21 protein-coding genes and 1 tRNA gene are annotated in these 22,161 nt (G+C 67.7%); 13 read left to right on the top strand and 9 right to left on the bottom strand.

Annotation, left to right across the window (positions count from 1 at the left end):
* From VN779_RS07030 to VN779_RS07040, 3 genes are all read right to left on the bottom strand, one after another.
* A partial coding sequence (locus VN779_RS07030) for an alkaline phosphatase family protein (protein WP_325721353.1) occupies positions 1–197 on the bottom strand: 197 nt, incomplete at its 3' end.
* A 629-nt stretch (positions 198–826) separates the two neighbouring features.
* Positions 827–1,381 carry an RDD family protein gene (locus VN779_RS07035; protein WP_325721355.1) on the bottom strand — a complete coding sequence of 185 codons (555 nt, stop codon included), beginning with the start codon at positions 1,379–1,381 and terminating at the stop codon, positions 827–829.
* Between the two features lie 302 nt (positions 1,382–1,683).
* Positions 1,684–2,640, bottom strand: coding sequence for an SGNH/GDSL hydrolase family protein (locus VN779_RS07040; RefSeq protein ID WP_325721357.1), 957 nt, complete (start codon positions 2,638–2,640; stop codon positions 1,684–1,686).
* Between the two features lie 206 nt (positions 2,641–2,846).
* Between VN779_RS07040 and VN779_RS07045 the strand changes: the two genes are divergently transcribed.
* Complete coding sequence (locus VN779_RS07045; RefSeq protein WP_325721359.1) at positions 2,847–4,145, top strand: low temperature requirement protein A; 1,299 nt, start codon at positions 2,847–2,849, stop codon at positions 4,143–4,145.
* A 67-nt stretch (positions 4,146–4,212) separates the two neighbouring features.
* On the opposite strand, the gene VN779_RS07050 is transcribed toward VN779_RS07045, so the two are convergent.
* Positions 4,213–5,583, bottom strand: coding sequence for a cystathionine beta-synthase (locus tag VN779_RS07050; RefSeq protein WP_325721363.1), 1,371 nt, complete (start codon positions 5,581–5,583; stop codon positions 4,213–4,215).
* A gap of 194 nt (positions 5,584–5,777) precedes the next feature.
* Between VN779_RS07050 and VN779_RS07055 the strand changes: the two genes are divergently transcribed.
* Positions 5,778–6,794, top strand: a complete 1,017-nt coding sequence (locus VN779_RS07055; RefSeq protein ID WP_325721365.1) for an SGNH/GDSL hydrolase family protein — start codon at positions 5,778–5,780, stop codon at positions 6,792–6,794.
* Between the two features lie 70 nt (positions 6,795–6,864).
* Positions 6,865–8,085, top strand: a complete 1,221-nt coding sequence (locus VN779_RS07060) for an acetyl-CoA C-acetyltransferase (RefSeq protein ID WP_325721367.1) — start codon at positions 6,865–6,867, stop codon at positions 8,083–8,085.
* 43 nt (positions 8,086–8,128) lie between these two features.
* Here the strand turns inward: VN779_RS07060 and VN779_RS07065 are convergent, their stop codons facing one another.
* Positions 8,129–8,530: a hypothetical protein gene (locus VN779_RS07065; RefSeq protein WP_325721368.1), complete on the bottom strand. Its 402-nt coding sequence runs from the start codon at positions 8,528–8,530 to the stop codon at positions 8,129–8,131.
* A 437-nt stretch (positions 8,531–8,967) separates the two neighbouring features.
* Here VN779_RS07065 and VN779_RS07070 point away from each other — a divergent pair, with 437 nt between their 5' ends.
* From VN779_RS07070 to VN779_RS07080, 3 genes are all read left to right on the top strand, one after another.
* On the top strand, positions 8,968–9,198 hold the full coding sequence (locus VN779_RS07070; RefSeq protein WP_325721370.1) for a DUF4287 domain-containing protein: 231 nt from the start codon (positions 8,968–8,970) through the stop codon (positions 9,196–9,198).
* A gap of 144 nt (positions 9,199–9,342) precedes the next feature.
* Positions 9,343–9,425 (top strand) — tRNA-Leu (locus VN779_RS07075).
* Between the two features lie 234 nt (positions 9,426–9,659).
* Positions 9,660–10,061 carry a DUF4234 domain-containing protein gene (locus tag VN779_RS07080; protein ID WP_325721371.1) on the top strand — a complete coding sequence of 134 codons (402 nt, stop codon included), beginning with the start codon at positions 9,660–9,662 and terminating at the stop codon, positions 10,059–10,061.
* Between the two features lie 98 nt (positions 10,062–10,159).
* Here VN779_RS07080 and dctA read toward each other — a convergent pair whose 3' ends face one another.
* A complete protein-coding gene (dctA, locus tag VN779_RS07085; RefSeq protein ID WP_325721373.1) occupies positions 10,160–11,545 on the bottom strand; it encodes a C4-dicarboxylate transporter DctA in 1,386 nt (461 codons plus the stop codon).
* Positions 11,546–11,774: 229 nt separating this feature from the next.
* Here dctA and VN779_RS07090 point away from each other — a divergent pair, with 229 nt between their 5' ends.
* The 3 genes from VN779_RS07090 to VN779_RS07100 all read left to right on the top strand — a co-directional run bounded on the left by VN779_RS07090 (position 11,775) and on the right by VN779_RS07100 (position 14,745).
* On the top strand, positions 11,775–13,478 hold the full coding sequence (locus tag VN779_RS07090; protein WP_325721375.1) for a sensor histidine kinase: 1,704 nt from the start codon (positions 11,775–11,777) through the stop codon (positions 13,476–13,478).
* Positions 13,475–14,194 carry a response regulator gene (locus tag VN779_RS07095; protein ID WP_325721376.1) on the top strand — a complete coding sequence of 240 codons (720 nt, stop codon included), beginning with the start codon at positions 13,475–13,477 and terminating at the stop codon, positions 14,192–14,194. Before VN779_RS07090 ends, VN779_RS07095 begins: the two co-directional genes overlap by 4 nt.
* A 224-nt stretch (positions 14,195–14,418) precedes the next feature.
* A complete protein-coding gene (locus VN779_RS07100; protein ID WP_325721377.1) occupies positions 14,419–14,745 on the top strand; it encodes a hypothetical protein in 327 nt (108 codons plus the stop codon).
* Positions 14,746–14,773: 28 nt separating this feature from the next.
* Here VN779_RS07100 and VN779_RS07105 read toward each other — a convergent pair whose 3' ends face one another.
* Positions 14,774–15,259, bottom strand: a complete 486-nt coding sequence (locus VN779_RS07105) for an NUDIX hydrolase (protein ID WP_325721379.1) — start codon at positions 15,257–15,259, stop codon at positions 14,774–14,776.
* A 160-nt stretch (positions 15,260–15,419) separates the two neighbouring features.
* Between VN779_RS07105 and VN779_RS07110 the strand changes: the two genes are divergently transcribed.
* From VN779_RS07110 to VN779_RS07120, 3 genes are all read left to right on the top strand, one after another.
* Positions 15,420–16,334, top strand: a complete 915-nt coding sequence (locus VN779_RS07110) for a DMT family transporter (protein ID WP_325721382.1) — start codon at positions 15,420–15,422, stop codon at positions 16,332–16,334.
* A 49-nt stretch (positions 16,335–16,383) separates the two neighbouring features.
* Entirely contained in the window at positions 16,384–16,911 is a 528-nt protein-coding gene (locus VN779_RS07115) for a SigE family RNA polymerase sigma factor (protein ID WP_325721384.1), read from the top strand.
* Between the two features lie 143 nt (positions 16,912–17,054).
* Positions 17,055–17,606, top strand: coding sequence for a hypothetical protein (locus VN779_RS07120; RefSeq protein ID WP_325721386.1), 552 nt, complete (start codon positions 17,055–17,057; stop codon positions 17,604–17,606).
* Here the strand turns inward: VN779_RS07120 and VN779_RS07125 are convergent.
* Both VN779_RS07125 and VN779_RS07130 read right to left on the bottom strand, forming a co-directional pair.
* The gene (locus VN779_RS07125) at positions 17,590–18,882 is read right to left on the bottom strand and encodes a cyclopropane-fatty-acyl-phospholipid synthase family protein (protein WP_325721388.1); all 1,293 of its coding nucleotides are present in this window, start codon (positions 18,880–18,882) and stop codon (positions 17,590–17,592) included. The two genes, VN779_RS07120 and VN779_RS07125, sit on opposite strands and share 17 nt — an antisense overlap.
* Before the next feature lie 162 nt (positions 18,883–19,044).
* Positions 19,045–20,475 (bottom strand): NAD(P)/FAD-dependent oxidoreductase, encoded by a 1,431-nt coding sequence (locus VN779_RS07130; protein ID WP_349260685.1) that lies wholly within the window; start codon positions 20,473–20,475, stop codon positions 19,045–19,047.
* A 408-nt stretch (positions 20,476–20,883) separates the two neighbouring features.
* Here VN779_RS07130 and VN779_RS07135 point away from each other — a divergent pair, with 408 nt between their 5' ends.
* Positions 20,884–22,068, top strand: a complete 1,185-nt coding sequence (locus VN779_RS07135) for a winged helix-turn-helix domain-containing protein (RefSeq protein ID WP_325721392.1) — start codon at positions 20,884–20,886, stop codon at positions 22,066–22,068.
* The last annotated feature ends 93 nt before the right edge of the window (positions 22,069–22,161 follow it).

A 22,161-nucleotide genomic window follows, 5' to 3' on the forward strand; every position in this document is an offset into this window, starting at 1 on the left:
TAGGTGCCGAAGTAGTGGTCGAAGGAGACGTTCTCCTGGTAGATGACCACCAGGTGCTTGATCGGAGTCGTGGTGTTACCCCACGAGGGATTGGCGGCCGGGTGACCGGAGCTTGCCTGGCCGAACGCTGAACCGCTCAGCGCGATGACCGAGCCCAAGGCCGCCGCGCCTACGACGGCGGTGCGCAATCTGGACACGTGTGTTCCTTCGGTTGAAGCCTGCTACTTGCCCGCTCAGCAGAACGCTTCGCTTCGCGCAACGTAGCGACGGGACGTGAACGGATGTAGCCCTGGCGGCGAACTTCACGCGCAGCAACGTGGGCACCGCCAGTAACACTGCATCGGCCTAGGCGCAGGCTTCCCGTGGCGCGCACCCAACACAGCCAGCTATTGGCCGCGTCAGGGTGCGGCGGGAGCGCGCACTGCCGCGAGGCCGCGTTTCCGGTTCTGATGGCGGCGGGCGCACGTAAGCCGAAACGTGAACTGTGTGGGGCTCGGCCACCGTTGATAGTGACCGAGCCCCACACAGTTGACGATCAGCGTCGGGTTTGAGCGATTAACGCGGGTCGACGATCGCTTTGAAGCTGTCTGCGATCTCCTCGTAACCACGCTTGTTCGCGTGAATGTTGGGCCCGACCGTGCCAGTCCCTCTTCGACAACCACGAGTTGACCGGCGGAAATGCCGCGTGCGGCACACTCGCCGCTCATCTCCGGTGCGGCCAGTGCGGCTGCGTTTGCAATTCAGATCATTGAATGCGTCTGGCCGCGGCGGGGGCGACTAGGGATTGTTCGGGGTTCGCTGATCATGGTCCGAACCCCGAACATTCCTACCGCTGCCAGTTGTCTAGGACCTTGTTCGGGTCGTAGACGACGACCGTGCTACCTACCAGGTCAGGGATCGACTGGTGCTTCTTGCCACTGAGGAAGAGGATGAACGACGCGATCGCCGAGAGGGCCGACAGGATCCCCTGCGCGATGCCCCCGACGATGTTGCGCAGCGCCATCGTGCCCCAGCCGGCCACGCGGCCGTCCGCAGGCTTCCAGCAGCGCATGCCGAGCAGTTGCTGGGCTGGGCCGCGTCCCTTGCTCCAGGCGATCAGGCCCCAGATGACGTAGCCGATCCCGAGGGTGACGACGGCCAGAAGGAGCGACAAGAAGTAGGCGCCGATCCGCTGGCCGACGCTGGCGAGCTGTACGCCCTCCGGAAGCAGCAGCTCCGCGTTCGGGTCGTAGTACATGCCCTGCGGCGCGGCCATCGGCTGCTGCGCCCCGTATCCGTAGGCGGCAGGCACAGGCGGCGCCTGCGGCAGCCCTTGGAAACCCGGTGTGTCTTGCGGACCCTCACCCAGCGCGGAAGGGTCCTGGTATGGCGACTGAGTCATTGATTCCTTACTTTCTGCACAGGCCGCGGCGATCACCACGCACGGCGCGGCCTCGCGGTCCATCTGATTCGTGGTGCACTGCCGAATTTCGGGCCTTTTCGAGGCCAACAGCTCAATGCCGCTCAGCACACCCCGCGGCTGATCAATGCTTTGACCCGGCAACCCCGGCGCATAGTGTGCCCGACTACACCGCCGCACGCCACTTCTTGCCGCCAAATCGGTCAGCGGACGCACGGCACGCCGCTGAAGCGTGTCGAATGGTCCGGTTCCGCGGGGAACCGGACCATTCTCAGCGAAGCTGACTACCGAGGGTCGACGATCGCTTCGAAGCTGTCTGCGATCTCCTCGTAGCCACGCTTGTTCGCGTGGATATTCGGTCCGACCGGCGCAGGCGCGCACATCCACGTCCACTGGCAGATCCGCGCGACGTTCACAGGTACCTTGAGGCTCGGGGTGAGCTGGACGAGCGGCGTGAACTGCGTGGTCTTGAAGCGTGCCGAGACGTCGGCGACCTTGACGCCGAACGCGTGGTACGCCGCGCCGAGGATCCCGTTCAGCTGGCCGCTCAACTGCACCGAGGCGGTCGCCAGGGCCTGTCCGGCCGGGCCGCTGAGCCAGCTGGCGAGGAAGGGGTCGTAGTAGTTCATCGCCACGAAGTCCACACGCCGGCCGGCTGCCGCCTTCAGCTTGCCGAGGATCTTCGGCAGGTCGGTCGCCGCGGTCTGAAGGCCGGCCGCGACACACGAGGTGTCGATGCCGGAGGCCGTCGCGCAACCGTCCACGTTGTTCGCGCCGATGTCGATGGTGACCAGGACCCGCGCGTGCCGGTGCTGCGCGAGGAAAGACGCCGCGGCGTCCACCTGGTCGGTGTAGCTGTGCGGGAACGGGCAACCGCCGTTCAGCATCGTCGAGGTCGTCTCGCCGGGGCAGCCGAGATCGACGAAGCTCAGGTGCCGGTTGTCGTCACGCAGGCTCGCCGCCAGATCCATCGCGTAGCCCTGATTGGTCGGCAGGCTCTGACCCTGTGCGTTGGGCTGCACCCCGGCCGCGAGCGAGTCGCCGAGCGCCAGGTAGTAGTCGAACTTCTCGTCGGGCCGGCCCCAGCCCCCGCCACGGTGGGACGAGCTGTCCGCGGCGCCGACTGCCGCAGAGCTGATCGAGCTCTGACCGGCCGGGCCCACGCTGGCCGCGGCCGGTCCGCCGATGGCCACCGCGGCGGCGAGTATGCCGGTGAGCGTGATGAATCGCCGATGATCCACCCCTGCCCCCTCCTGAATCCTGCTGTGCGCCGGTTGGCGCGCATGTCAGCCGCAGGTTACTGACAAGTACAGTGCGAGGGAATAGCCACCAGACCGCGTACGGACCCTTACCCGCGCTACCGCGCTCGTCCGCGTTCTCCCCGCCGCCCGAACGGCCGCCCGATAACGCACTGCCGAGTCCGTCCGTCATCGGTTAATCTGCGCAGGTGAGCGAGGTACGGCAGTCACGGGGCAAGACGCCGGCCGGTCAGCGGGCCGCAGCGCCCTTCGACGGCGGCATCCAGCCGCTGACCTCGCCGGATCCGCTTGCGCCGACCGGCCGGGCAGCTTCGATGACCTCATCCATCACCCCGCCCGCGATCGTCAATCCGCACGGTCAGCGGGTCAGCTGGGCCGAGCTTTTCTTCGACCTGGTCTTCGTTTTCGCCGTGACGCAGGTGGCCTCGGCCGCGCAGAACGGCACGTCCGCCGTCGCCGTCGGCCGGGCGCTGGTGTTGTTCGTCCCGTTCTGGTGGGCCTGGGTCGGCGTATCAATCCTTTACAACGGCGTCGAGCTGACCTCGACCAAGCGGCACCTGAAGGTGTTCGCGCTCGGCCTCGGCGCGTTCATCATGTCGATCAGCGTTCCCGACGCTTACGGCCAGCGTGGCCCGGTATTCGCCTTCGCCTATCTCGGCATGCGGGCGCTGCTCGCGTGGGCGATCCTGCGGCGCGGCTTCTTCCACGACCGGTTCAATCCATACCTGGTCTCCGCCACGGTCAGCGCGCCGCTGATCGTCATCGGCTCGTTCACTGCGCTACCCGCCCGCGGCTGGATCTGGCTGATCGCGGCGCTGATCGAGTTGATCACGCCGACACTCCAGCACCGCCGCCTCGACGACCTGCGTTTCGACGCCTCGCACCTGCCGGAGCGCTTCGGGCTGTTCGTCATCATCGCGCTCGGCGAGGTGCTGGTCGGGGTCGGCGTGCAGGAGTCGCGGGAGGGTCTGGGCTGGATCTCGTTGACCGCGCTGGTGCTCGCGTTCGTGCTGTGCTGCGGTCTGTGGTGGACCTACTTTCACTTCGCCGCAGCGGCGCTGGAACACGCGCTGCGCGAGGCGCGCATGCAATCAGTGCTCGTACGCTCGGTCTTCAGCCACGGGCACCTGGCGATGGTCACCGGACTGATCCTGATCGCCGCCGGGCTCGCGCAGGCGGTGCGCAGTCCGCTGCACCATCCGGCCGGCGTACACGCGTACTTCCTGGCCACCGGCACCGCGCTTTACGTGCTCAGCTTCTGCTACACCAGAGCCCGGATGTTCGGCGGCATCGGCGTGGCCCGGCTGGTCGGCGGGATGCTGGCGGCGGCGCTGGCGAGCCTCGGCCCGTTCGCGCCCGCCATCGTCACCCTCGCCGCCCTCGTCGGCCTGCTGATCGCGCTCAACGTCTTCGAAGCCTGGTGGGTAGCCACGAATCGCAGTGTGCTGATCATCCGGACCGGGCGCGGCGCGATCCCCGACGCCTGATCGTTGCCGCGCTGCGCCTGCGCCTCGGCCATCCGTCAACCAGCCCGTCCGGCAGCTCCTGCGTCCGTCAACTTCCAGCCAGGAACGCCAGCAAGTCCTGCCGCGAGACCACCGTGCGCGGTTTGCCCTCGATCAGCACCACTGCCGCGTCCGCTTTCTCCAGCGCCGACATTAGAGCACTGATTGGCTCGCCGGAGCCGACCTGCGGCAGCGGCGCCGACTTGTGGTCCTCCAGCGGATCGGTCAGCTGCGCCTGCCCCTTGAACAGCGCCTCAAGCAGGTCCCGCTCCACGATCGAGCCGACGATCTCCGCCGCCATGACCGGCGGTTCCTCCTTGACCAGCGGCATCTGGCTGACGCCGTACTCGCGCAGGGTCTCGACCGCCTGGCCGACCGTCTCATGCGGGTGCATGTGAACTAGATCCGGCAGCGCTTCGCCCTTGCGCGTAAGCACGTCACCGACCGTCGCTTCCTGCGACGCGGGCGTCAGGAAGCCATAGTCGGCCATCCAGTCGTCGTTGAAGATTTTCGAGAGGTAGCCGCGCCCGGAGTCCGGCAGGATCACCACGACCACGTCGTCGGCCGTCAACCTCTGCGCGTACCGCAGCGCCGCGACCACAGCCATCCCACAGGACCCTCCGACCAGCAGCCCCTCCTCACGGGCAAGCCGCCGCGTCATCTGGAACGAGTCCTTATCGGAGACCGCGATAACCTCGTCGGTTACCGTCCGGTCGTAGCACTCTGGCCAGAAATCCTCACCCACACCCTCGACGAGGTAAGGCCGACCGCTGCCACCCGAGTAGACCGACCCCTCCGGATCCGCACCGATGATCTTGACGTTCCCGCCGGAGATCTCCTTCAGGAAGCGGCCGGTCCCGCTGATCGTCCCGCCGGTGCCGACCCCCGCCACGAAGGCGCTGATCCGACCCTCGGTCTGTTCCCAGATCTCCGGGCCGGTGGAGTGGTAGTGCGACAACGGGTTGTTCGGATTGGAGTACTGGTCCGGCTTCCAGGCGTCTGGGATCTCGCGCACCAGTCGGTCCGAGACGTTGTAGTACGACTGCGGGTGTTCCGGTGCGACGGCGGTCGGGCAGACGACCACTTCGGCTCCGTACGCTCGCAGCACGTTGATCTTGTCCTGCGAGACCTTGTCCGGACAGACGAATACGCAGCGGTATCCCTTGCGCTGCGCCACCATGGCCAGCCCGACGCCGGTGTTGCCACTGGTCGGCTCGACGATCGTGCCGCCTGCCTTTAGCTCGCCAGAAGCCTCCGCCGCTTCAATCATGCGCAGCGCGATCCGGTCCTTGACCGAGCCGCCGGGGTTCACGTACTCGACCTTGGCCAGGACGGTGGCGGCCAGGCCGTGGGTGACCGAGTTCAGCTTGACCAGCGGTGTGTTGCCGACCAAGTCGATGACCGACTCGACGTAACGCATCGGGAGCCTTTCGACGGGAGCGCCTTGTGGGCGGTGATCAAAAGCGGGATCGATGCCACCAGGTTAGGTGCACGCGAGCGAAAATCCGCCATCCGGTCAGTGGTAGCCGGTACATTCCTATTCTGCGGCTTACTTGGATCTTCGCGACGGGGGAAGAAGAGTAAGCGAGAGGCCAAAAGTAGGAGGCCACAGCGATGGCGGCGTTGAGCGCGAAACGGGTAGTGGCCGCGGCGGCGGTGGGTGGGGGCGGGCTCACCGTGCTGACCGGGGCTTCGATCGGACTGGTCATGGCGGAGGCGAAGCTGGCCCGGCGGGCGATCGGGCAGGCCATGGCCATCCCGCCGCGCGCCGACGGCCTGTTCGGCGCCCATTTGGCCGCACGCACCACCAGCGTTGAGCCAGAGTCTTCGGTCCTCTCCCCTACGATCACCTCCACGACGCCCGGCGCCGGCGTCGTCGACACCGGCTCCGCCCCCGAACCCGCCGATCCCATCCCCTCCCCCTTCGACTCCCGACCGCTGCGGTTCGCCGTGCTCGGCGACTCCACCGCGGCCGGTTACGGGGTGGAGCGCGCGGATCAGACTCCCGGTGCGCTGCTCGCCGCGGCTCTCGCCGCGCACTCGGGTCGCCCGCTGCTACTGGCCAACGTTGCCCGCGTCGGCGCCTGTTCGGATCGACTTGCCGAGCAGGTCGACGCGCTGCTCGTCGACGGCCCGGAGCATGCGCCGCAGGTCGCCGCGATCATGATCGGCGCGAACGACGTAACGCACCGCATGTCGCCGACCGAGGCGTCCAGGTGCCTCGGCGAGGCGGTGCTGCGGCTGCGCGCGGCCGGTTGTCAGGTGGTCGTCGGCACCTGCCCCGACCTCGGCACGATCCGTCCGATCCAGGTTCCGCTGCGCTGGTTGGCGCGCCGCTGGAGTCGCCGGCTCGCCGCGCTGCAGGCCCGCGCCGTGTACGAGGCCGGCGGCCGCTCCGTCCCGATCGGCGCGTTGCTCGGGCCCGAGTTCGCGGCGCGCGCCGAACTGTTCGGTCCGGACCGGTTCCACCCCTCCGCCGAGGGTTACGCCACGGCCGCCGCGGCCGTCCTTCCCGCGCTCGCCGCCGCCGTGTGGCAGATCACTCGCTCGGCTTCGCCTGACCCGGCGTCAGCCACTCCTCCCGCGACGGCTGGGCACGCCCCCTCCCCCAGCACGCTTACCCGCCAGTAACATATCCGGTAGCGTCTTCCCCGGTACGACACCGCAGTCGTCTTCCGCACGTCGCACGAAGGAGCTACCCATGCCCGAGGCAGTGATCGTCGCCACCGCGCGCACGCCGATCGGCCGCGCGTTCAAAGGCTCGCTAAAGGATGTGCGACCGGACGACCTCGCGGCCACCGCCGTGCGCGCCGCGCTGGACAAGGTCCCGCAGCTGGACCCGCACGACATCGACGACCTGATGCTCGGCTGCGGTCTGCCCGGCGGGGCTTCCGGTTTCAACATGGGCCGGGTCGTGTCAGTGCTGCTGGGCTACGACTTCCTGCCCGGCACGACGATCACCCGCTACTGCTCCTCCTCGCTGCAGACCACGCGGATGGCGCTACACGCGATCCGATCCGGTGAGGGTGACGTGTTCATCTCCGCGGGAGTCGAGTCGGTATCCAGCTACGCGCTTGGCAACTCCGACTCGCTGCCGGACACGGAAAACCCGGTATTCGGCGAGGCCAAAGCCCGCACCCTGACTCGCGCCGAGGCCGGCGCGCCGACCTGGACCGACCCGCGCGAGGACGGCGCGGTGCCCGACATCTACATCGCGATGGGCCAGACCGCCGAGAATCTGGCCCAGATCAAGGGGATCACGCGCCGCGACCAGGACGAGTTCGGGGTGCGGTCGCAGAACCTCGCCGAGAAGGCGATCGCGGACGGCTTCTGGCAGCGCGAGATCGTCCCGGTCACGCTGCCGGACGGCACGATCGTGTCGAAGGACGACGGGCCGCGCGCCGGCGTGACGCTGGAGGGCGTCGAGGCACTCAAGCCGGTCTTCCGTCCCGACGGCACAGTTACCGCAGGCAACTGCTGCCCTCTCAACGACGGCGCCGCGGCCGTGGTCATCATGAGCGACAGGAAGGCCCACGAACTGGGCATCACCCCGCTGGCTCGCGTCGTCTCGACCGGCCTGACCGCGCTCTCACCCGAGATCATGGGGCTCGGCCCGGTCGAAGCGTCGAACAAGGCGCTGGCCAAGGCGGGCATGACGATCAATGACATCGATCTGGTGGAGATCAACGAGGCATTCGCGGCGCAGGTGATTCCGTCCTACCGCGATCTCGGCATCGACATCGACCGGCTGAACGTCAACGGCGGCGCGATCGCGGTCGGGCACCCCTTCGGCATGACCGGCGCGCGCATCACCACCACGCTGCTCAACTCGCTGCAGTGGCACGACAAGCAGTTCGGCCTGGAGACGATGTGCGTCGGCGGTGGTCAGGGCATGGCCCTCATCCTCGAGCGCCTCTCCTGACCGCACGCTGATCTAATCTCCGGCCCGAGCTCGCTCCGATCCGCTAAATCAACTCCCGCAATCCCTCCGCCGCCCGGAGCGCCGCCTCCAGCACCTCGCCCGCCGCGACCCGTCCGCCGTCGACCGACCACACCGGCGCGTCCAGATCGTCAAGCGCGCGCATCCCGGCGACCAGATCGTGCCCAGTCACCGCGATCTGGTCGCCGACGATGAAATGCCCGTCGAACGGCAGATCCCGCCACCGCGGCGCGCTCGCGGACGCCCGCTCCTCAACCCCCTGCCCCATCGCCGCGAGCAGCGCGGCGAACCGGTGTCCGGCCTGCGCCCGAGAACGTCCATCGGAAAGCAGCCCGAGGAGTTTCGACTGCGGCAGCGAGCGGTACGTAGCAGCAAAGAATGCAACCGCCTGAGTCAGCGGATCGGTGCGATGGCCGGTTTCGATCACCCATCCAGGCTAGGGGCTCGGCTCTCGAGCCTCCAGTTCGCCACCGTGCGCCACCCTCTAGCCGACGCCAGGCGAGCAGTCGTCCAACATCAGTCGACAATCGCACGAAAAGAACTACGTCCGCAGGGCTTGCCTGACCCACCTACGTCAGGCAAAGTCGAAGTCACGGAGCGGTTACGCCATAGACGCACAGCCAGACAGCCACCGTGAACGCCGCGCAGCCGTACTCCGTTTCAACCGAGGTCCCCGCAGTCACCGCCGGTCACGGCGAGGCGCTCAGGCAGAGGACAACAGAAGCCACGGCAGGTCCGACTAGAGCCGGGCCTAACAAAAAGACAAGAAGCCAGCGAGCAAGGCAACTCAGTCCTCAGCCGGAGCACCGCCGACGATCGGCCCGTCCACCCTCCAATTCAGTCGCACGACCCGGGAGACGCCAAATGTCGCTGCACCACTCGGAACAGACCCACCGGAACCTGCTCGCCCGACTGCCCGAAGTCACGGGCCGCGCCCTTACCGATTGGTTCCATGAGGTCGACGCCGGGCCGGCGCTCCTCCGCTTCGACGAGCGCGTGAACTGGCTGCGCGCCGAATACAACATCTCGCACGGCTACGCCACAGCGATCATCCACGAGCACGACGTCCGCCGCGCCAACCGCGCCTTCGCCTGACATAGCGAAGCAGGCGGGCGCTCGCAGCCGCCTCCCGCGCCCCACCGCGCACCAACGAACCGGGTCGGCCGAGTCCTCGCGTGCGGCGAACAGACCTCGGACCACCGCCCCGAGCCGCTACGCTGTGCCCGTGCGCTATGCAGCGCCCGGATGGCGGAATGGCAGACGCAGGGAGCTTAAACCTCCCGGACCGTGAGGTCATACGGGTTCGACCCCCGTTCCGGGCACAGGTTCTCACCTGCGGTCGAAGACTCAAGCGGTAGAGATCTGCGGGCCGCGCCACCGTCCGCGGTCTCATTTCCAGTCTCATTTGTCGGCTGTTGCGTCGGCTGAGAGGCTAGTCGGACCTGTCGCGTGGGTCGGTTGGATTTCGATTCTGCATACAAATGGCCTGATAGCGCCTCCACCTGAAATGATCGCCCCCGCTGTGCAAGTTCTCGCGACATGCAAGGGGGCTGAAGATGGGTGCTGTAGGCAAGAAGCGCAACGTGGTCGGCGTGTGGCTCGGGCTGCCGCTGATCACGCTCGGGATCTACACCTACGTGTGGTGGTACAAGATCAACAACGAGCTGCGGCAGTACGACCAGCGGATCGTGGTGAACCCTGCGCTGTCGGTGCTGGCGTTCATCCCGGGAGCCGCGCTGTGCGGCGTTCCGATGTTCGTGTCGATCTACAAGACCGGCGAGCGGATCCGCAAGGCGCAGATCGCCGCTGGGCTGCCGGGGACCTGCAACCCGGTGGTCGGGCTGCTGCTCGGGTTCGTGTTCGGGCTCTACTCCCTGTACTACCAGGGCGAGCTGAACAAGGTCTGGGACTGCTACCCGGGCGCACCGGTGGGTAGCCCGGTGCAGCTGGCCGCCTAGTTTCCGCGGTTCGCCTGCGATTTCTGGGTTCGGCAAAACGGGACGGTCGGCGCTTTGGGCCGACCGTCCTTTGTTTTCTTTGTTTTGTCCTGGCTGCGTTACACCGCTTCGAGGGTGCGGTCAGGGGTCGGGGTTACCGGGGAACGGCTGCCGCCGAGGACGCGCTGGGCCGTGGGGCGGTCCAGGACACCTTCCCAGGCCGCGACGACGAACGAGCCGACCGCGTTGCCGCAGGCGTTTGTCAGGGCCCTGCACGTGGACATGAAGCGGTCGATGCCGAAGATGAGCATGATGCCGGCGACGGGGATCGTGCCCACCGAGGCCAGCGTGGCCGCGAGGACGATGAAGCCGGAGCCGGTGACGCCTGCCGCGCCCTTGCTGGTGAGCAGCAGGATCGCGAGGATGCCGAGCTGCTGGGCGAGGGAGAGGTGCACGCCGGTGGCCTGGGCGACGAACAGCGCCGCGAGCGTGAGATAGATGCAGGTGCCATCCAGGTTGAACGAGTAGCCGGTCGGCACGGTCAGGCCGACTACGTCCTCCGGGACGCCCGCGCGCTCGATCTTGCGCATCAGCTGCGGCAGGACCGTCTCGCTCGACGAGGTGCCGAGCACGATGAGCAGCTCGTCCTTGATGTAGCGCAGCAACGCCAGAATGTTGAGCCGGAACAGCGCACACACGGTGCCGAGGGCGACGAGCACGAACACCGCGCTGGTGCCGTACATCAGGCCGATGAGCGAGCCGAGGCTGGTGAGCGTGTGCAGACCGTACTTGCCGACGGTGAAGGCCATTGCGCCGAACGCGCCGACCGGGGCCGCGTACATGATGACCCGCAGGATCGCGAAGAAGACCAGGCCGAGTCGGTTGACCCCGTGGGCGATGCCGGTCGCGGGGGCGCCGACGAGCTTGATGGCGACGCCGAAGAGCACCGAGAAGAACACCACCTGCAGGTCGTTGCCCGTGGAGAAGGCGCCGAACGCGCTGCTCGGCACGATCTCGGTCAAGATCGACCAGAAGCCCTGCGCCTTGCCCTGGGCCGCGTACTGCGCGGCGGTACCGGTGAGCTTGAGCGAGGCCGGGTTCGCGTGAATCGCACTGCCCGGGTGGAACACATTCATCACGACCAGGCCGAGGAGCAGCGCGATCGTGGTCATGCCCTCGAAGTAGATCAGCGACTTAACGCCGATCCTGCCGACCTTGCGCAGGTCGTCCACGCCCGCGATGCCGCCGACGATGGTGACGAAGATGATCGGCGTGACCACCATGGTGATCATGCTTATGAAGACGGTGCCGAGCGGTTGCAGGCTCTCTGCGGTCTTCGGCCACGCCGCTCCGACGGCGACGCCGGCCACGATGCCGATCAGAACCCAGGTGTAGAGCTTGCGGTACCAGGGAGAGGTTGTCCGTGCGCTGCTGGCGCGTGTGGCCGCTGTTGCTTCGGCGGCCGGGGATGCGTACTCGTTGAACGGGGCGGGTGCCTCGTGCATCGGGGCTCCAGGATGCTCAGGCGACCACTGCGTCGTGGCCGCTGTGATCACGCGTTGCTGCGTGGAACGTCGCGGTGTTGCGGCTTGGCGCCTTGCTTGGTGCATAGATAGGGCGCTCGGGTGAATGTGGCGCGGCGCACACCGTGCGGTCTGCGTTACGCGCATAACGCGCATGGGCTGGTTGGGGAAGGGCCTGGTCGGGCGCGCAGGCGGGTGTAACACTGAGCCAATGCCGCGCCTGGTTCCACCGCTGAAGTTGGGAGCGCGAGCCGCCAAGTTGAGCATCGCGAAGCAGGTCTTGCTGCTTCAGCTCCTGGTGGTCGTGCTGCTCACGGCTGTGGGTACATACGCGGCGATCCACGAGGCACGCTCCGGGCAGTTTTCCCGGGCTCGGCAGGAGACCCTTGCGCTGGCGGAGACGATCGCGGGCGATCCGGGCGTCGCGGATGAGGTCGCCGGGCCTGATCCCACGGCGCAACTGGAACCGGCGTCGTTGACGATTCAGCGCGCGACCGGCGTCGACTTCGTGGTGATCATGAGCCCGGCGGGGATCCGGTATACGCATCCGACTTTGACTGAGATCGGCAAGCACTACCTTGGCGACATCGCTCCCGCGTTGGCGGGCCATGCGTTCAGCGAGACCTATACGGGCACGCTCGGTCCTTCGGTGCGCTCGGTCGCGCCGATTTACGGGCCGGATCACCGGATTGTCGGCCTGGTTTCGGTCGGCATCACGATCGAACAGCTTTCGGCTCTGGTGAACCGGGAGCTGCCGCTGATCTTGGCGGTCGGGGCGGGCGCGGTCGCGCTGGTCAGCCTCGGCTCCTGGGGGCTGTCGCGGCGGCTGCGCAAGCAGACTCTCGGGATGGGCCCGCAGGAGATCACCCGCCTTTACGAGCATCACGACGCGGTACTGCACGCGATGCACGAAGGCTTGCTGGTCGTCGACCGGCAGCGCAGGGTACTGCTCGCGAACGACGAGGCGGTTCGGCTGCTGGATTTGGCGGATGATCCGACAGGGCGTCCGGTCGGCGGTCTCGGTTTGAATCCCGCGCTCACCGGCTTGTTGGAGTCGGGGCTCGAGGCGCACGACGAGACGCACTTGGCCGGCGATCGGGTGCTGGCGGTGAATCAGTCCGTGGCGCGCCGCGAAGGTCGGGTTCTGGGCACGGTTACGACGCTGCGCGACCATACCGAGCTGCGGGCGCTGGCTGGCGAGCTGGATTCCGCGCGCGGCTTCGCGGACGCGCTTTCGTCGACTGCGCATGAGGCCGCGAACCGCTTGCATACCGTCGTCACGCTGATCGAGCTCGGCAAGCCGCAGGACGCGGTGCGTTTCGCCACGGCGGAGCTCGCCGCGTCGCAGCAACTCGTCGACCGGTTGCTGGGCGCGGTGGGCGACGCGGCGCTCGCTGCGCTGCTGCTCGGCAAGATCGCCCAGGCGGCGGAGCGAGGGGTAGAGCTGACGGTCGGCGAGGACACGGCGGCACCGGAGCTGCCGTTCGAGACGCGCGACCTGCTCACGATCGCGGGCAACCTGATCGACAACGCCGTCGAGGCGGCGCTGCGCGGCTCGCCGCCGAGGCGGGTCTCGGTCACGATCCGGGCCGAGGCGCAGGAGCTGCTGGTTCGGGTCGCGGACAGCGGCGCGGGCATCGATCCCGAGCGAATCGGCGATCTGTTCACCCGCGGCTGGACCACGAAGAACGAAGCGGGACACGGGATCGGCCTGGCGTTGGTGCGACAAGCGGTCAATCGCAACAGCGGAAGTATCGACGTGGCCTGCGACGAGGAACTGGGTGGCGCGGCGGTGGCGGTGCGACTGCCGGTAATCGGGCAAAGGGAGCGGGCTGACCGCGGGGCCGAGTCGGCGACTGGAGCGCAGGCGGCGGCCGTGGCGGCAGTGCACGGAAGGTCAGGAGGCGCGCAGTGAGCGCCGCACTGACGAAGGATGGCGCGGACAAGGAAGGTGTGATCAGCACGCTGATCGTCGAGGACGATCCGGTGCTGGCGGATGCACACGCCGAGTTCGTCGCGCGGGTACCCGGCTTTGCGGCGGCCGGGATCGCACATCTTGGTGCCGAGGCGTTGCGTCTGGTAGCGACTCGGCGGGTCGACCTGCTGCTGCTCGACGTGAACCTGCCGGACATGACCGGCATCGAGCTGTGCCGGACGTTGCGCGCGCACGGCAACCAGGTCGACGTCATCGCGGTCACGTCGGCTCGCGATCTGGCTACGGTACGCGCAGCAGTCTCGCTCGGCGTCGTGCAGTATCTGCTCAAGCCATTCGCCTTCGCTACGTTCCAGGAGAAGCTGCGCGCATATGCGGAGTTCCGGCGGCGCGCAGAGCAAGCGCCTGACCTTCTCGCACAGGACGACGTGGATAGGGCATTGGCCGCGTTGCATGATGCGTCTAAGCAGACTGCGCTTCCTAAGGGGTTAACCGAAGCAACGCTCGCGTCCGTTGTCGCGCTACTCCGGTCACATGATCAGCTTTCGGCCGGTCAAATCGCTCCGCAGGTCGGCATCTCAGTGCAGACCGCGCGACGCTACCTGGACTACCTCGCGGCGCAACGGCTGGCGCTGCGGGCACCGCGATACGGCGGCGCGGGGCGGCCGGAACAGGTATACCGCTGGAGTTCTCCCTGATGGGCGTCGCACGCCAGGCAACGTGATGTGAAGGGGAACCGTGCGGCAGTGGCACCCGTCCAAGTGACAACCAAGCGGCGGGTTCCGGAGGAGCGATGTCGTCAGTAGCGAAAGTTCGCGTTAACGCGGGGCTGCTGTTCGCAGTTCTAGCGGCGTTATGCATGGTGCTCGCGGTTGGTTGTGCATCGTCGGCGAATGGAGGCCAGCCGAAAGGCACCGGCGCCATGGTCGTGGTGACGGACGATTCGAACGGCAAGACCGTCAACGCTTCGGTCGGCCAAACGGTAGAGCTGATCCTGAGCAGCAACTACTGGACCGTGTCGGGCTCGTCGGCGCCCAATGTGGTGCGTCAAGACGGCGCGACGACGCCGCTCCCGCGACCGACGAACTGTCCCAAGATCCCCGGGTCGGGCTGTGTGCCGGTGCGTACCTTCTTCAAAGCAGTGACGCCGGGCACAGCGTCGATCACGGCCAGCCGTACGGCGTGCGGCGAGGCGAAGCCCTGCGCAACAGACCAGGAGAACTTCAAGGTGACCGTGGTCGTGCGGTAACGGCAGCTATGGCGGCAGGAGGCGCGGGTTACCGGAGCGGCACGTAGCCGAGATCCATCGGGTCGGGCACCCGCGGCGCGGCGCGCAGGACGGCGGCGACCAGGTCAGGCAGCTGTGGCGGCAGGAGCTTTTCGGGACACGCGGGCAGCTCGGCCAGCGGCCACCAGCGCCACCGCAGAATGCCGTCCTCGGCATGCGCGGCGGTCAGGTCGCCGGTCGGTTCGCGGCGCGCGGTGCGTGTGACGAATACGTGCTCGAACTGGCGGACCGGAACGTCTCCGCGCCGATAGTCGTGAGTCCACGTGAACAGCAGCGGCCCGGGTTCGAGATCGGTCCAGCCGGTTTCCTCGCGCAACTCCCGGCGCGCGCCCGCTTCGGGCGTCTCCCCGGCGTCCAGGCCACCGCCGGGCGTGGTCCAGTGCGGTCCGATCTCGTCGTCGTCATACCGGAAGAGGAAGACGGCGCCATCGGGGGCGATGACGAGGATGCGGGCGGCTTGGCGGGGAGTTCGCATTGCAGAGAATGTTACGGAAGGTCGGCGGCGCGACGTAGGAACAGCGTTCGTTCGCCGGCTCGGGCTGCGCGCGGCGGTGGGCGAGGGTCCTGCGGTTGGTCGTGGGCTATCGAGTGTCGGGGGCTTGTCGTAAGCTGCACACGATACCGAGGGGAGTTACATGTCCAGGCGTGGGTGGCTGCTGTTCGCGCTGATGTCCGTGATCTGGGGCATACCGTACCTGTTCATCAAGATCGCGTTGGAGGGCGTCAGCGCGCCGTTCCTGGTGCTCGCGCGTACCGGCATCGGCGCGGCGATCCTCCTGCCGATTGCATGGCGGCGCGGCCTGATCCGGCCGGCCCTGCGCGCGTGGCGGCCTCTGCTGGCCTTCGCCGTGCTGGAGATCGGCGGTCCCTGGCTGCTGCTCAACGACGCCGAGCAGCACATCAGCAGCAGCCTGGCCGGCCTGCTGATCGCGGCGGTGCCGTTTATCAGCACCCTGGTTATCTGGCGGCTGGGCGACCACTCGGCGCTCGAGCCGCGGCGGCTGCTCGGACTGCTGGTCGGGATGGGCGGCGTGGCGGCGGTCGTCGGCCTGGATATCGGATCCACCTCCGCGCTGCGCATGGGCGAGGTGCTGCTCGTGGCCCTCGGTTATGCGATCGCGCCGATCATCGCGGACCGGAAGCTTAAGAACGTGCCGACGCTGGCGGTCATCTCGCTGTCGCTGACCGGCGTCGCGCTGGCCTACGTCCCGGCCGCGATCGTCACGCGCCCGCACACCTGGCCGCACGCCAATGTGATCGGGTCGATCCTCACCCTCGGCCTGATCTGCACCGCGGCGGCGTTCCTGCTGTTCTTCCAGCTGATCGCCGAGGCCGGTCCGGTTCGCGCGACAGTGATCACGTTCATCAATCCGGCGGTCGCCGTGCTGCTCGGCATGATCGTGCTCGGCGAGCGCTTCACCGCAGGAGTGGCCGTCGGCTTCCCCCTGGTGCTGCTCGGCAGTTGGTTGTCCACGCACAAGTCCGCGCCGCGGGAGAAGCTGCAAGAGCGAATACCCGCCTTGGAGGGCGAGGTCGCGGGCAGCCGTTGACGCGCCGGCCGAATTGCCTTGTTGAGTAGGTAAGCGGATCGGGCCGCCGATGCGTAACAGGGGTGTGGAAGACGGACTCGAGGAATTCGCGGAGTTCTACCAAACCTCGCGCGACGGCTGCCTGCGCGCGGTCTACGCCTCGGTCGGCGATCGGCTGCTGGCCGAGGAACTGGTAGCGGAGGCGTATGCCCGAGCGTGGGCGTCGTGGCGCAAGGTGAGCCGTCATCCGGCTCCGCCGGCGTGGGTGGTGCGCACCGCACTGAACACACACGTGTCCTGGTGGCGTCGGCGACGGCGTGAAGTGTCCTGGGAGAGCAGGGGCTCAACGGACACTCCATTGCCGACGACGCAAGCCGCTTCGAGCGTGGACGAACAGGTGCTCGCGGCGGTGCGCAGCCTTCCCCTCCGGCAACGCGAGGTGATCGCGCTGCGCGTTTTCCTCGATCTCGACACGGAGACCACGGCTCGGACGCTAGCGATAGCGCCCGGCACAGTCACGGCGCACCTCTCGCGTGCCATCGCCGCGCTGCGCGATCGGCTCGCATCGAGCGTCGAGGAGGAGACACGATCCCGATGAACTACAACACGATCACTGACGAGGAAGTACTCGAAGCTGTCGAAGGTTCACTCAGCGCGGTCAGCATGCGGCGACCGATCGAGGCGATCACGACCCGCGGCCGGGGACTGCGCAGGCGACGCAGGGCACTGAGCGGCACTGCAGTGGCAGGTGCGCTCGGGCTAAGTCTGGCTGTGGTGCTGCCGCTGTCGGATGCGAGCAGTGGGCAGACGCTCAACGCGAACGGGCATGTGGTGAACGTGGACATGGCCGGGTGGTCTGTGCACGCGGCCTCGCGTTCCGCGGTGACGGTGACGCTGCGTGAAGTCTTTAGCGATCCTGCCGGACTGCAGAGCGTGCTCAAGCAGGCAGGGATACACGCGATAGTACGCAGCGTGGGCGAGAACGATCCGGATATCGGCTGCTCACAGCGGGGCGTCCACACGTTGTCCCTCGTGCGTCAGGTCGTCGCAGTGCACTCCCGGGATCACGTCGCCGGCGATCAGATCATCGATATCGATCCCTCGGCGATGCCTGACGGATCGGTGCTGGAAATCGTCGTCTACTACGCCGAGGCAAGGGTGTTCACCGGCGGTGTCACTGATCGTCTGCAGACCTCTGTCGTCACACTGCTCGACGGCGACCCCGGCAAATGCGTTCCGGCACCACCGGTCGAGAAAGTAACACCGCAACCTGCGGTCAGCGAGCGAAAGTGAGCTGCGAGACGCCGAGGTAGCCCGAGGCGAATCCGGCCTCGCAGTAGGCGAGGTAGAACCGCCAGGTGCGATGGAAGACCTCGTCGAAGCCCAGGGCGCTCACCGCCGGCCAGTGCGCCTCGAAGCGCTCGCGCCAGGTGTACAGGGTGCGCGCGTAGTCCTCGCCGAAGTCGAGCCGGCGCACCAGGCGCAACCTGGTGCGGGCGCGCAGGGCCTGCTCGATCGCGGTGACTGAAGGGATCAGGCCGCCCGGGAAGATGTACTTGTGGATCCACGTGTACGTCTTGCGGGTGGCCAGCATCCGGTGGTGGGCCATGGTGATCGACTGCACCGCGACGCGCCCGCCCGGAGCGAGCAGCCGGTCCATCGTCTCGAAGTAGTCCGGCCAGTAGCGCTCGCCGACCGCCTCGATCATCTCCACCGAGACGATCGCGTCGTAGCCGGAGGCACCTTGCGGCGGGCCCACCTCGCGGTAGTCGGCCAGGCGCACCTCGATCTGGTCGCTCAAACCGGCCGCCGCGATCTTCGCCTCGGCCAGCGCCTTCTGCTCCTTGGAAAGCGTCAGTGTTGTCACGTAGGCACCGCGCTCGCCGGCCGCGCGCATCGCCAGCGCACCCCAGCCGGAGCCGATCTCCAGCACCTTCGAACCCTCACGCACTCCGGCGGCGTCGAGAATCGTGTCGATCTTGCGCAGCTGGGCCTGGTGCAGCGCGCTGGCCTCGTCGTCGGGCTCGTAATCGACCGCCGCCTGCACGCCGCCGTACAGCGCGCTGGAGTAGGTCATCGACTCATCGAGGAATAGTTCGAACAGATCATTGGATAAGTCGTAGTGCCGCTCGATGTTGCGCCGCGCGTTGCCCGGAGTGCCGTCCTCCTCGGACGGGAAGCGCGCGACGTACACGCCACGCAGCTTTTGCAGCGGCCGCGGAACCAGGTCGGCGACTCTGCGCGCGAACGCGCCGAGGACGGCGGCTAGGTCATCGGCGTCCCAGGCGCCGGTCTGGTACGACTCGCCGAAACCGATCAGGCCGTGCGCGCCGAGCCTGGCGAAGAACTCGCGTGGCCGGTTCACGGTCATGACCGCGGAGCGCTCGTCGCCGCCACCGCCGAGCCGTCGGCCACCCGGGCCCACGACGCGCACCGGCAGGTGCGCCACGGCTTGCGCGAAGATCTTGCGCGCCAATCTGGCCTTCACTCCAGTGGGCGGCACCTGGGCCAGGTCCGGCCAACGCTGCGGGTCGACCGCGAACGCGGGCCCGGGTTCTGCAACAGTCACCAGTCCATAATGCGGCTCGACGCGTTCAGTTGCAGCGAAATGCGCCCGAACATCCGGGTGTTGTTTAGCCGCGAAACGCGGCGTGGCCGTGTGGTGCGTCAGATAACGCACCACACGGCCACGAACACGCAGCAGCTGAATGCTCAGCCGCATTGCCCAGACTCAGACTCCCGCGGTTTCCACGCGCTCGTCACGCGCCTTACCGTTCACGCTTTCGATCGCGGCGGGGGCGGCCTGCTTGGGCAGAGCCGCCGGGACGGCCACGAACGTGAACTCCTCGCGCGGGTTCTCGAAGGAGGTCAGCGAGACGGCCTCACGGCGGAAGAACCCGGCGAGCAGCCAGTCCATGCACACCCGCACCTTGCGGTTGAAGGTGGGCACCCGGCTGACGTGGTACGCGCGGTGCATGAGCCAGGCGGGCCAGCCGCGCAGCTTCATTCCGTACACGTTCGCGACGCCCTTACCGATACCGAGACCCGCTACCGAGCCGACGTGCTTGTGCACGTAGTCCTCGACTGCCTTACCACGCAGTGCCGAGACGATGTTGTCCGCAAGTCGCTTGGCCTGACGCACGGCGTGCTGCGCGGAGGGGGAGCACCAGTTGCCCGCGCCCTTGGATAGGTCAGGCACCTGGGCGCAGTCGCCGGCGGCCCAGACCTGGTCGAAGCCAACGACGCGCAGGTTCGCCTGCGTGTCCACGTGGCCCTTGGGGCCGAGCGGGATGCCGAGCTGCTCGACGACCGGGTTCGGCTTGACTCCCGCGGTCCACACGATCGTGGAGGCGTCCATCTCGGTGCCGTCGGAGAGCACCACGTGATTGGCCACGCAGGAGTTGAGGAAGGTCTTCATCTTGACCTGGATGCCGCGCTTGCGCAGCTCCTCGGCGGTCCAGACACCCAGCTCTGGGCCCACCTCGGGCAGGATCCGGTCCGCGGCCTCGACCAGCAGCCAGCGCATGTCCTCGGGCTCGACATTCGCGTACCACTTGGACACGTCACGGGCCATGTCCTCCATCTCGGCGATCGCCTCGACGCCGGCGAAGCCGCCGCCGACGAAGACGAACGTCAGGGCCTTGCGCCGCAGCGCCGGGTCCTTGATGGAGTCGGCGAGGTCGATCTGCCCGATCACGTGGTTGCGCAGGCTGACGGCCTCCTCGACCTGCTTGAAGCCGATGCCGTGCTCGGCGAGGCCGGGGATCGGCAGGGTGCGCGGCACCGAGCCGACCGCGACGACCAGGTCGTCGAAGGACAGCTCGTACGGCTCGCCGGTGTTCGGGGAGATGGTCGCGCTCTTGCGGGAGTGGTCGACCGAGACCACGCGACCGGTGATGACCTCGGCGTTCGGGCCCTTGAGGACCCGGCGCAGCGGGGCGACCAGGTTGCGCGGGGCGATCGAGCCCGCGGCGGCTTCGGGCAGGAAGGGCTGGTAGGTCATGTAGGGGCGGGGGTCGACCACGGTCACGGTCGCCTCGCCGCGCTTGAGGTGCTTGAGGATTCGCCGGGCCGTAAACATCCCTACGTATCCACCGCCGATGACGAGAATTCGCGGCGGGATGTTGGAGGCTGTGGCGGCAGGATTCAGCGCATTGGTCATGGTGGGCTCGCTCACGGTTCCTTCGACGCGTCCTACTTGGCTCGTCCATCGCTCGCCATCGAGCGCAGTGTGGCAATCTCTGCGGTCCTCGACGCATGGCCACGGCGATGGGGCTTCGGTCGCGGAGATGAGAAGCGTGTCGCCAGCTTCCCACCCGATAAATCTGTACCTCTGTACGTTTCGATTATATGACGCGCGGCACAGTGCTCGACGCCGGGGGTCGTTTGCGCGGTGTACCTGGCCGAACGTCAACAAACACACAGTGTCAAGCAGGTGTCGGGTAGCCGGATCAGGCGGCGGCCTAGGCTGGGTCGAAAGCGCCGAGTGGATACGCCTTGTGATTGCCTGGTCACGATTTCGGGTGACGACGAACACTGCGTTGTCGGTGCTGCCAGCTAGGGTCGCGGCATGGGAACGATACTTACCGCCGACGAGGCACGCCGCGCTGCGTTGCGCGCCCAGGGCCTGCTCGGCGCGGTCGATCGGCGTGCCGGGGTGCCCGGCGTGCTGCGGCTGCTCGGCGCGGTGCAGCTCGACACGATCTCGGTGCTGGCGCGCTCGCAGGAGCTGGTTCCCTTCGCCAGGCTCGGACCGATCGGACGCGAGGCGATCCACTCCGCGTATTGGTCGCATGAGCCGGGCGCAGCCCGCACCTTCGAGTACTGGTCGCACGCGGCCTGTGTGCTGCCGGTCGAGGAGTGGCCGATGATGGCGCTGCGGCGCAGGCACTATCGAAGCCGGGGCAGCGTATGGGGAAATGAAGTGATTTCCCCGGCCACGCTGGCCGAGATCACCGGACGGCTGGCCGCCGAGGGCCCGCTGACCACGACCGAACTCGGCGGGGCTCGCAAAACTCCGGGCTGGTGGGACTGGTCAGAGGCGAAGGTCGGAGTGGAACGGCTGCTGGCCACCGGCGAAGTGGTGTGCGTAGAGCGGCGCGGTTGGCGTCGGGTCTACGACCTGCCGGAGCGGGCCATACCGGCGCATCTGTTGCATGACGATCTCGACGACCATGCCTGCACGGTGCGCATGATCGCGCTCGCGGCGCGGGCCATGGGGGTCGCGACGCAGATCGACTTGCTCGACTATTACCGCCTCAAGCCGCAAGTGAACTTCCCGGCGTTGGCCGAGGAGGCAGGTCTGGTGCCGGTCGAGGTGGACGGCTGGGGGCGCGATGCCTGGGCCGATCCAGCGGCGATCGCCGCGTTGGAGTCCGGTGCGACCGGGCGGCATCGGACGACGCTGCTGTCACCATTCGACTCGCTGATCTGGGAGCGGCGGCGGACCGAGCGGATCTTCGGCTTTGCGCATCGCCTGGAGGCGTATGTGCCGAAGCCGAAGCGCGTACACGGCTACTACGCGATGCCGCTCCTGCACGGCGGCAAGCTGGTCGGGCGGGCCGACCCGGCCCGTGAAGGCGGGACGTTGATCGGGCGTCAGGTCTCGCTCGCGTCGGCGAAGGCCGTGGCGCCAATGGCGAAGGCGCTGCGTGAGGCGGCACAGTGGGTCGGTTGTGATTCAGTGCGCGCCGAGACGGTGCTGCCGGCCGAGCTCGCTCCGGCCCTGCACGCGGCGATAGCGGCGGAGGGGTGAGTGGCCGCTCGATGAGGGGCTTGAGTGAGTCGATGAAGGGCGGGGCCGGGGTGAAGCCGGGGTTTTCCTGACAATCTGACCGCCGCCGCGTCG

It is taken from the genome of Actinocrinis sp. (assembly GCF_035605935.1).
Lineage (GTDB): Bacteria > Actinomycetota > Actinomycetes > Streptomycetales > Catenulisporaceae > Actinocrinis.

Excerpts from the sequence above, each read along its gene's own strand:
- VN779_RS07090 (WP_325721375.1), top strand. The coding sequence starts at position 11,775 with ATGCCGCGCCTGGTTCCACCGCTGAAGTTGGGAGCGCGAGCCGCCAAG.
- VN779_RS07055 (WP_325721365.1), top strand. The coding sequence starts at position 5,778 with ATGGCGGCGTTGAGCGCGAAACGGGTAGTGGCCGCGGCGGCGGTGGGT.
- VN779_RS07135 (WP_325721392.1), top strand. The coding sequence starts at position 20,884 with ATGGGAACGATACTTACCGCCGACGAGGCACGCCGCGCTGCGTTGCGC.
- dctA (WP_325721373.1), bottom strand. The coding sequence starts at position 11,545 with ATGCACGAGGCACCCGCCCCGTTCAACGAGTACGCATCCCCGGCCGCC.
- VN779_RS07080 (WP_325721371.1), top strand. The coding sequence starts at position 9,660 with ATGGGTGCTGTAGGCAAGAAGCGCAACGTGGTCGGCGTGTGGCTCGGG.
- VN779_RS07070 (WP_325721370.1), top strand. The coding sequence starts at position 8,968 with ATGTCGCTGCACCACTCGGAACAGACCCACCGGAACCTGCTCGCCCGA.
- VN779_RS07110 (WP_325721382.1), top strand. The coding sequence starts at position 15,420 with ATGTCCAGGCGTGGGTGGCTGCTGTTCGCGCTGATGTCCGTGATCTGG.
- VN779_RS07035 (WP_325721355.1), bottom strand. The coding sequence starts at position 1,381 with ATGACTCAGTCGCCATACCAGGACCCTTCCGCGCTGGGTGAGGGTCCG.
- VN779_RS07050 (WP_325721363.1), bottom strand. The coding sequence starts at position 5,583 with ATGCGTTACGTCGAGTCGGTCATCGACTTGGTCGGCAACACACCGCTG.
- VN779_RS07100 (WP_325721377.1), top strand. The coding sequence starts at position 14,419 with ATGGTCGTGGTGACGGACGATTCGAACGGCAAGACCGTCAACGCTTCG.
- VN779_RS07105 (WP_325721379.1), bottom strand. The coding sequence starts at position 15,259 with ATGCGAACTCCCCGCCAAGCCGCCCGCATCCTCGTCATCGCCCCCGAT.
- VN779_RS07115 (WP_325721384.1), top strand. The coding sequence starts at position 16,384 with ATGCGTAACAGGGGTGTGGAAGACGGACTCGAGGAATTCGCGGAGTTC.
- VN779_RS07060 (WP_325721367.1), top strand. The coding sequence starts at position 6,865 with ATGCCCGAGGCAGTGATCGTCGCCACCGCGCGCACGCCGATCGGCCGC.
- VN779_RS07130 (WP_349260685.1), bottom strand. The coding sequence starts at position 20,475 with ATGACCAATGCGCTGAATCCTGCCGCCACAGCCTCCAACATCCCGCCG.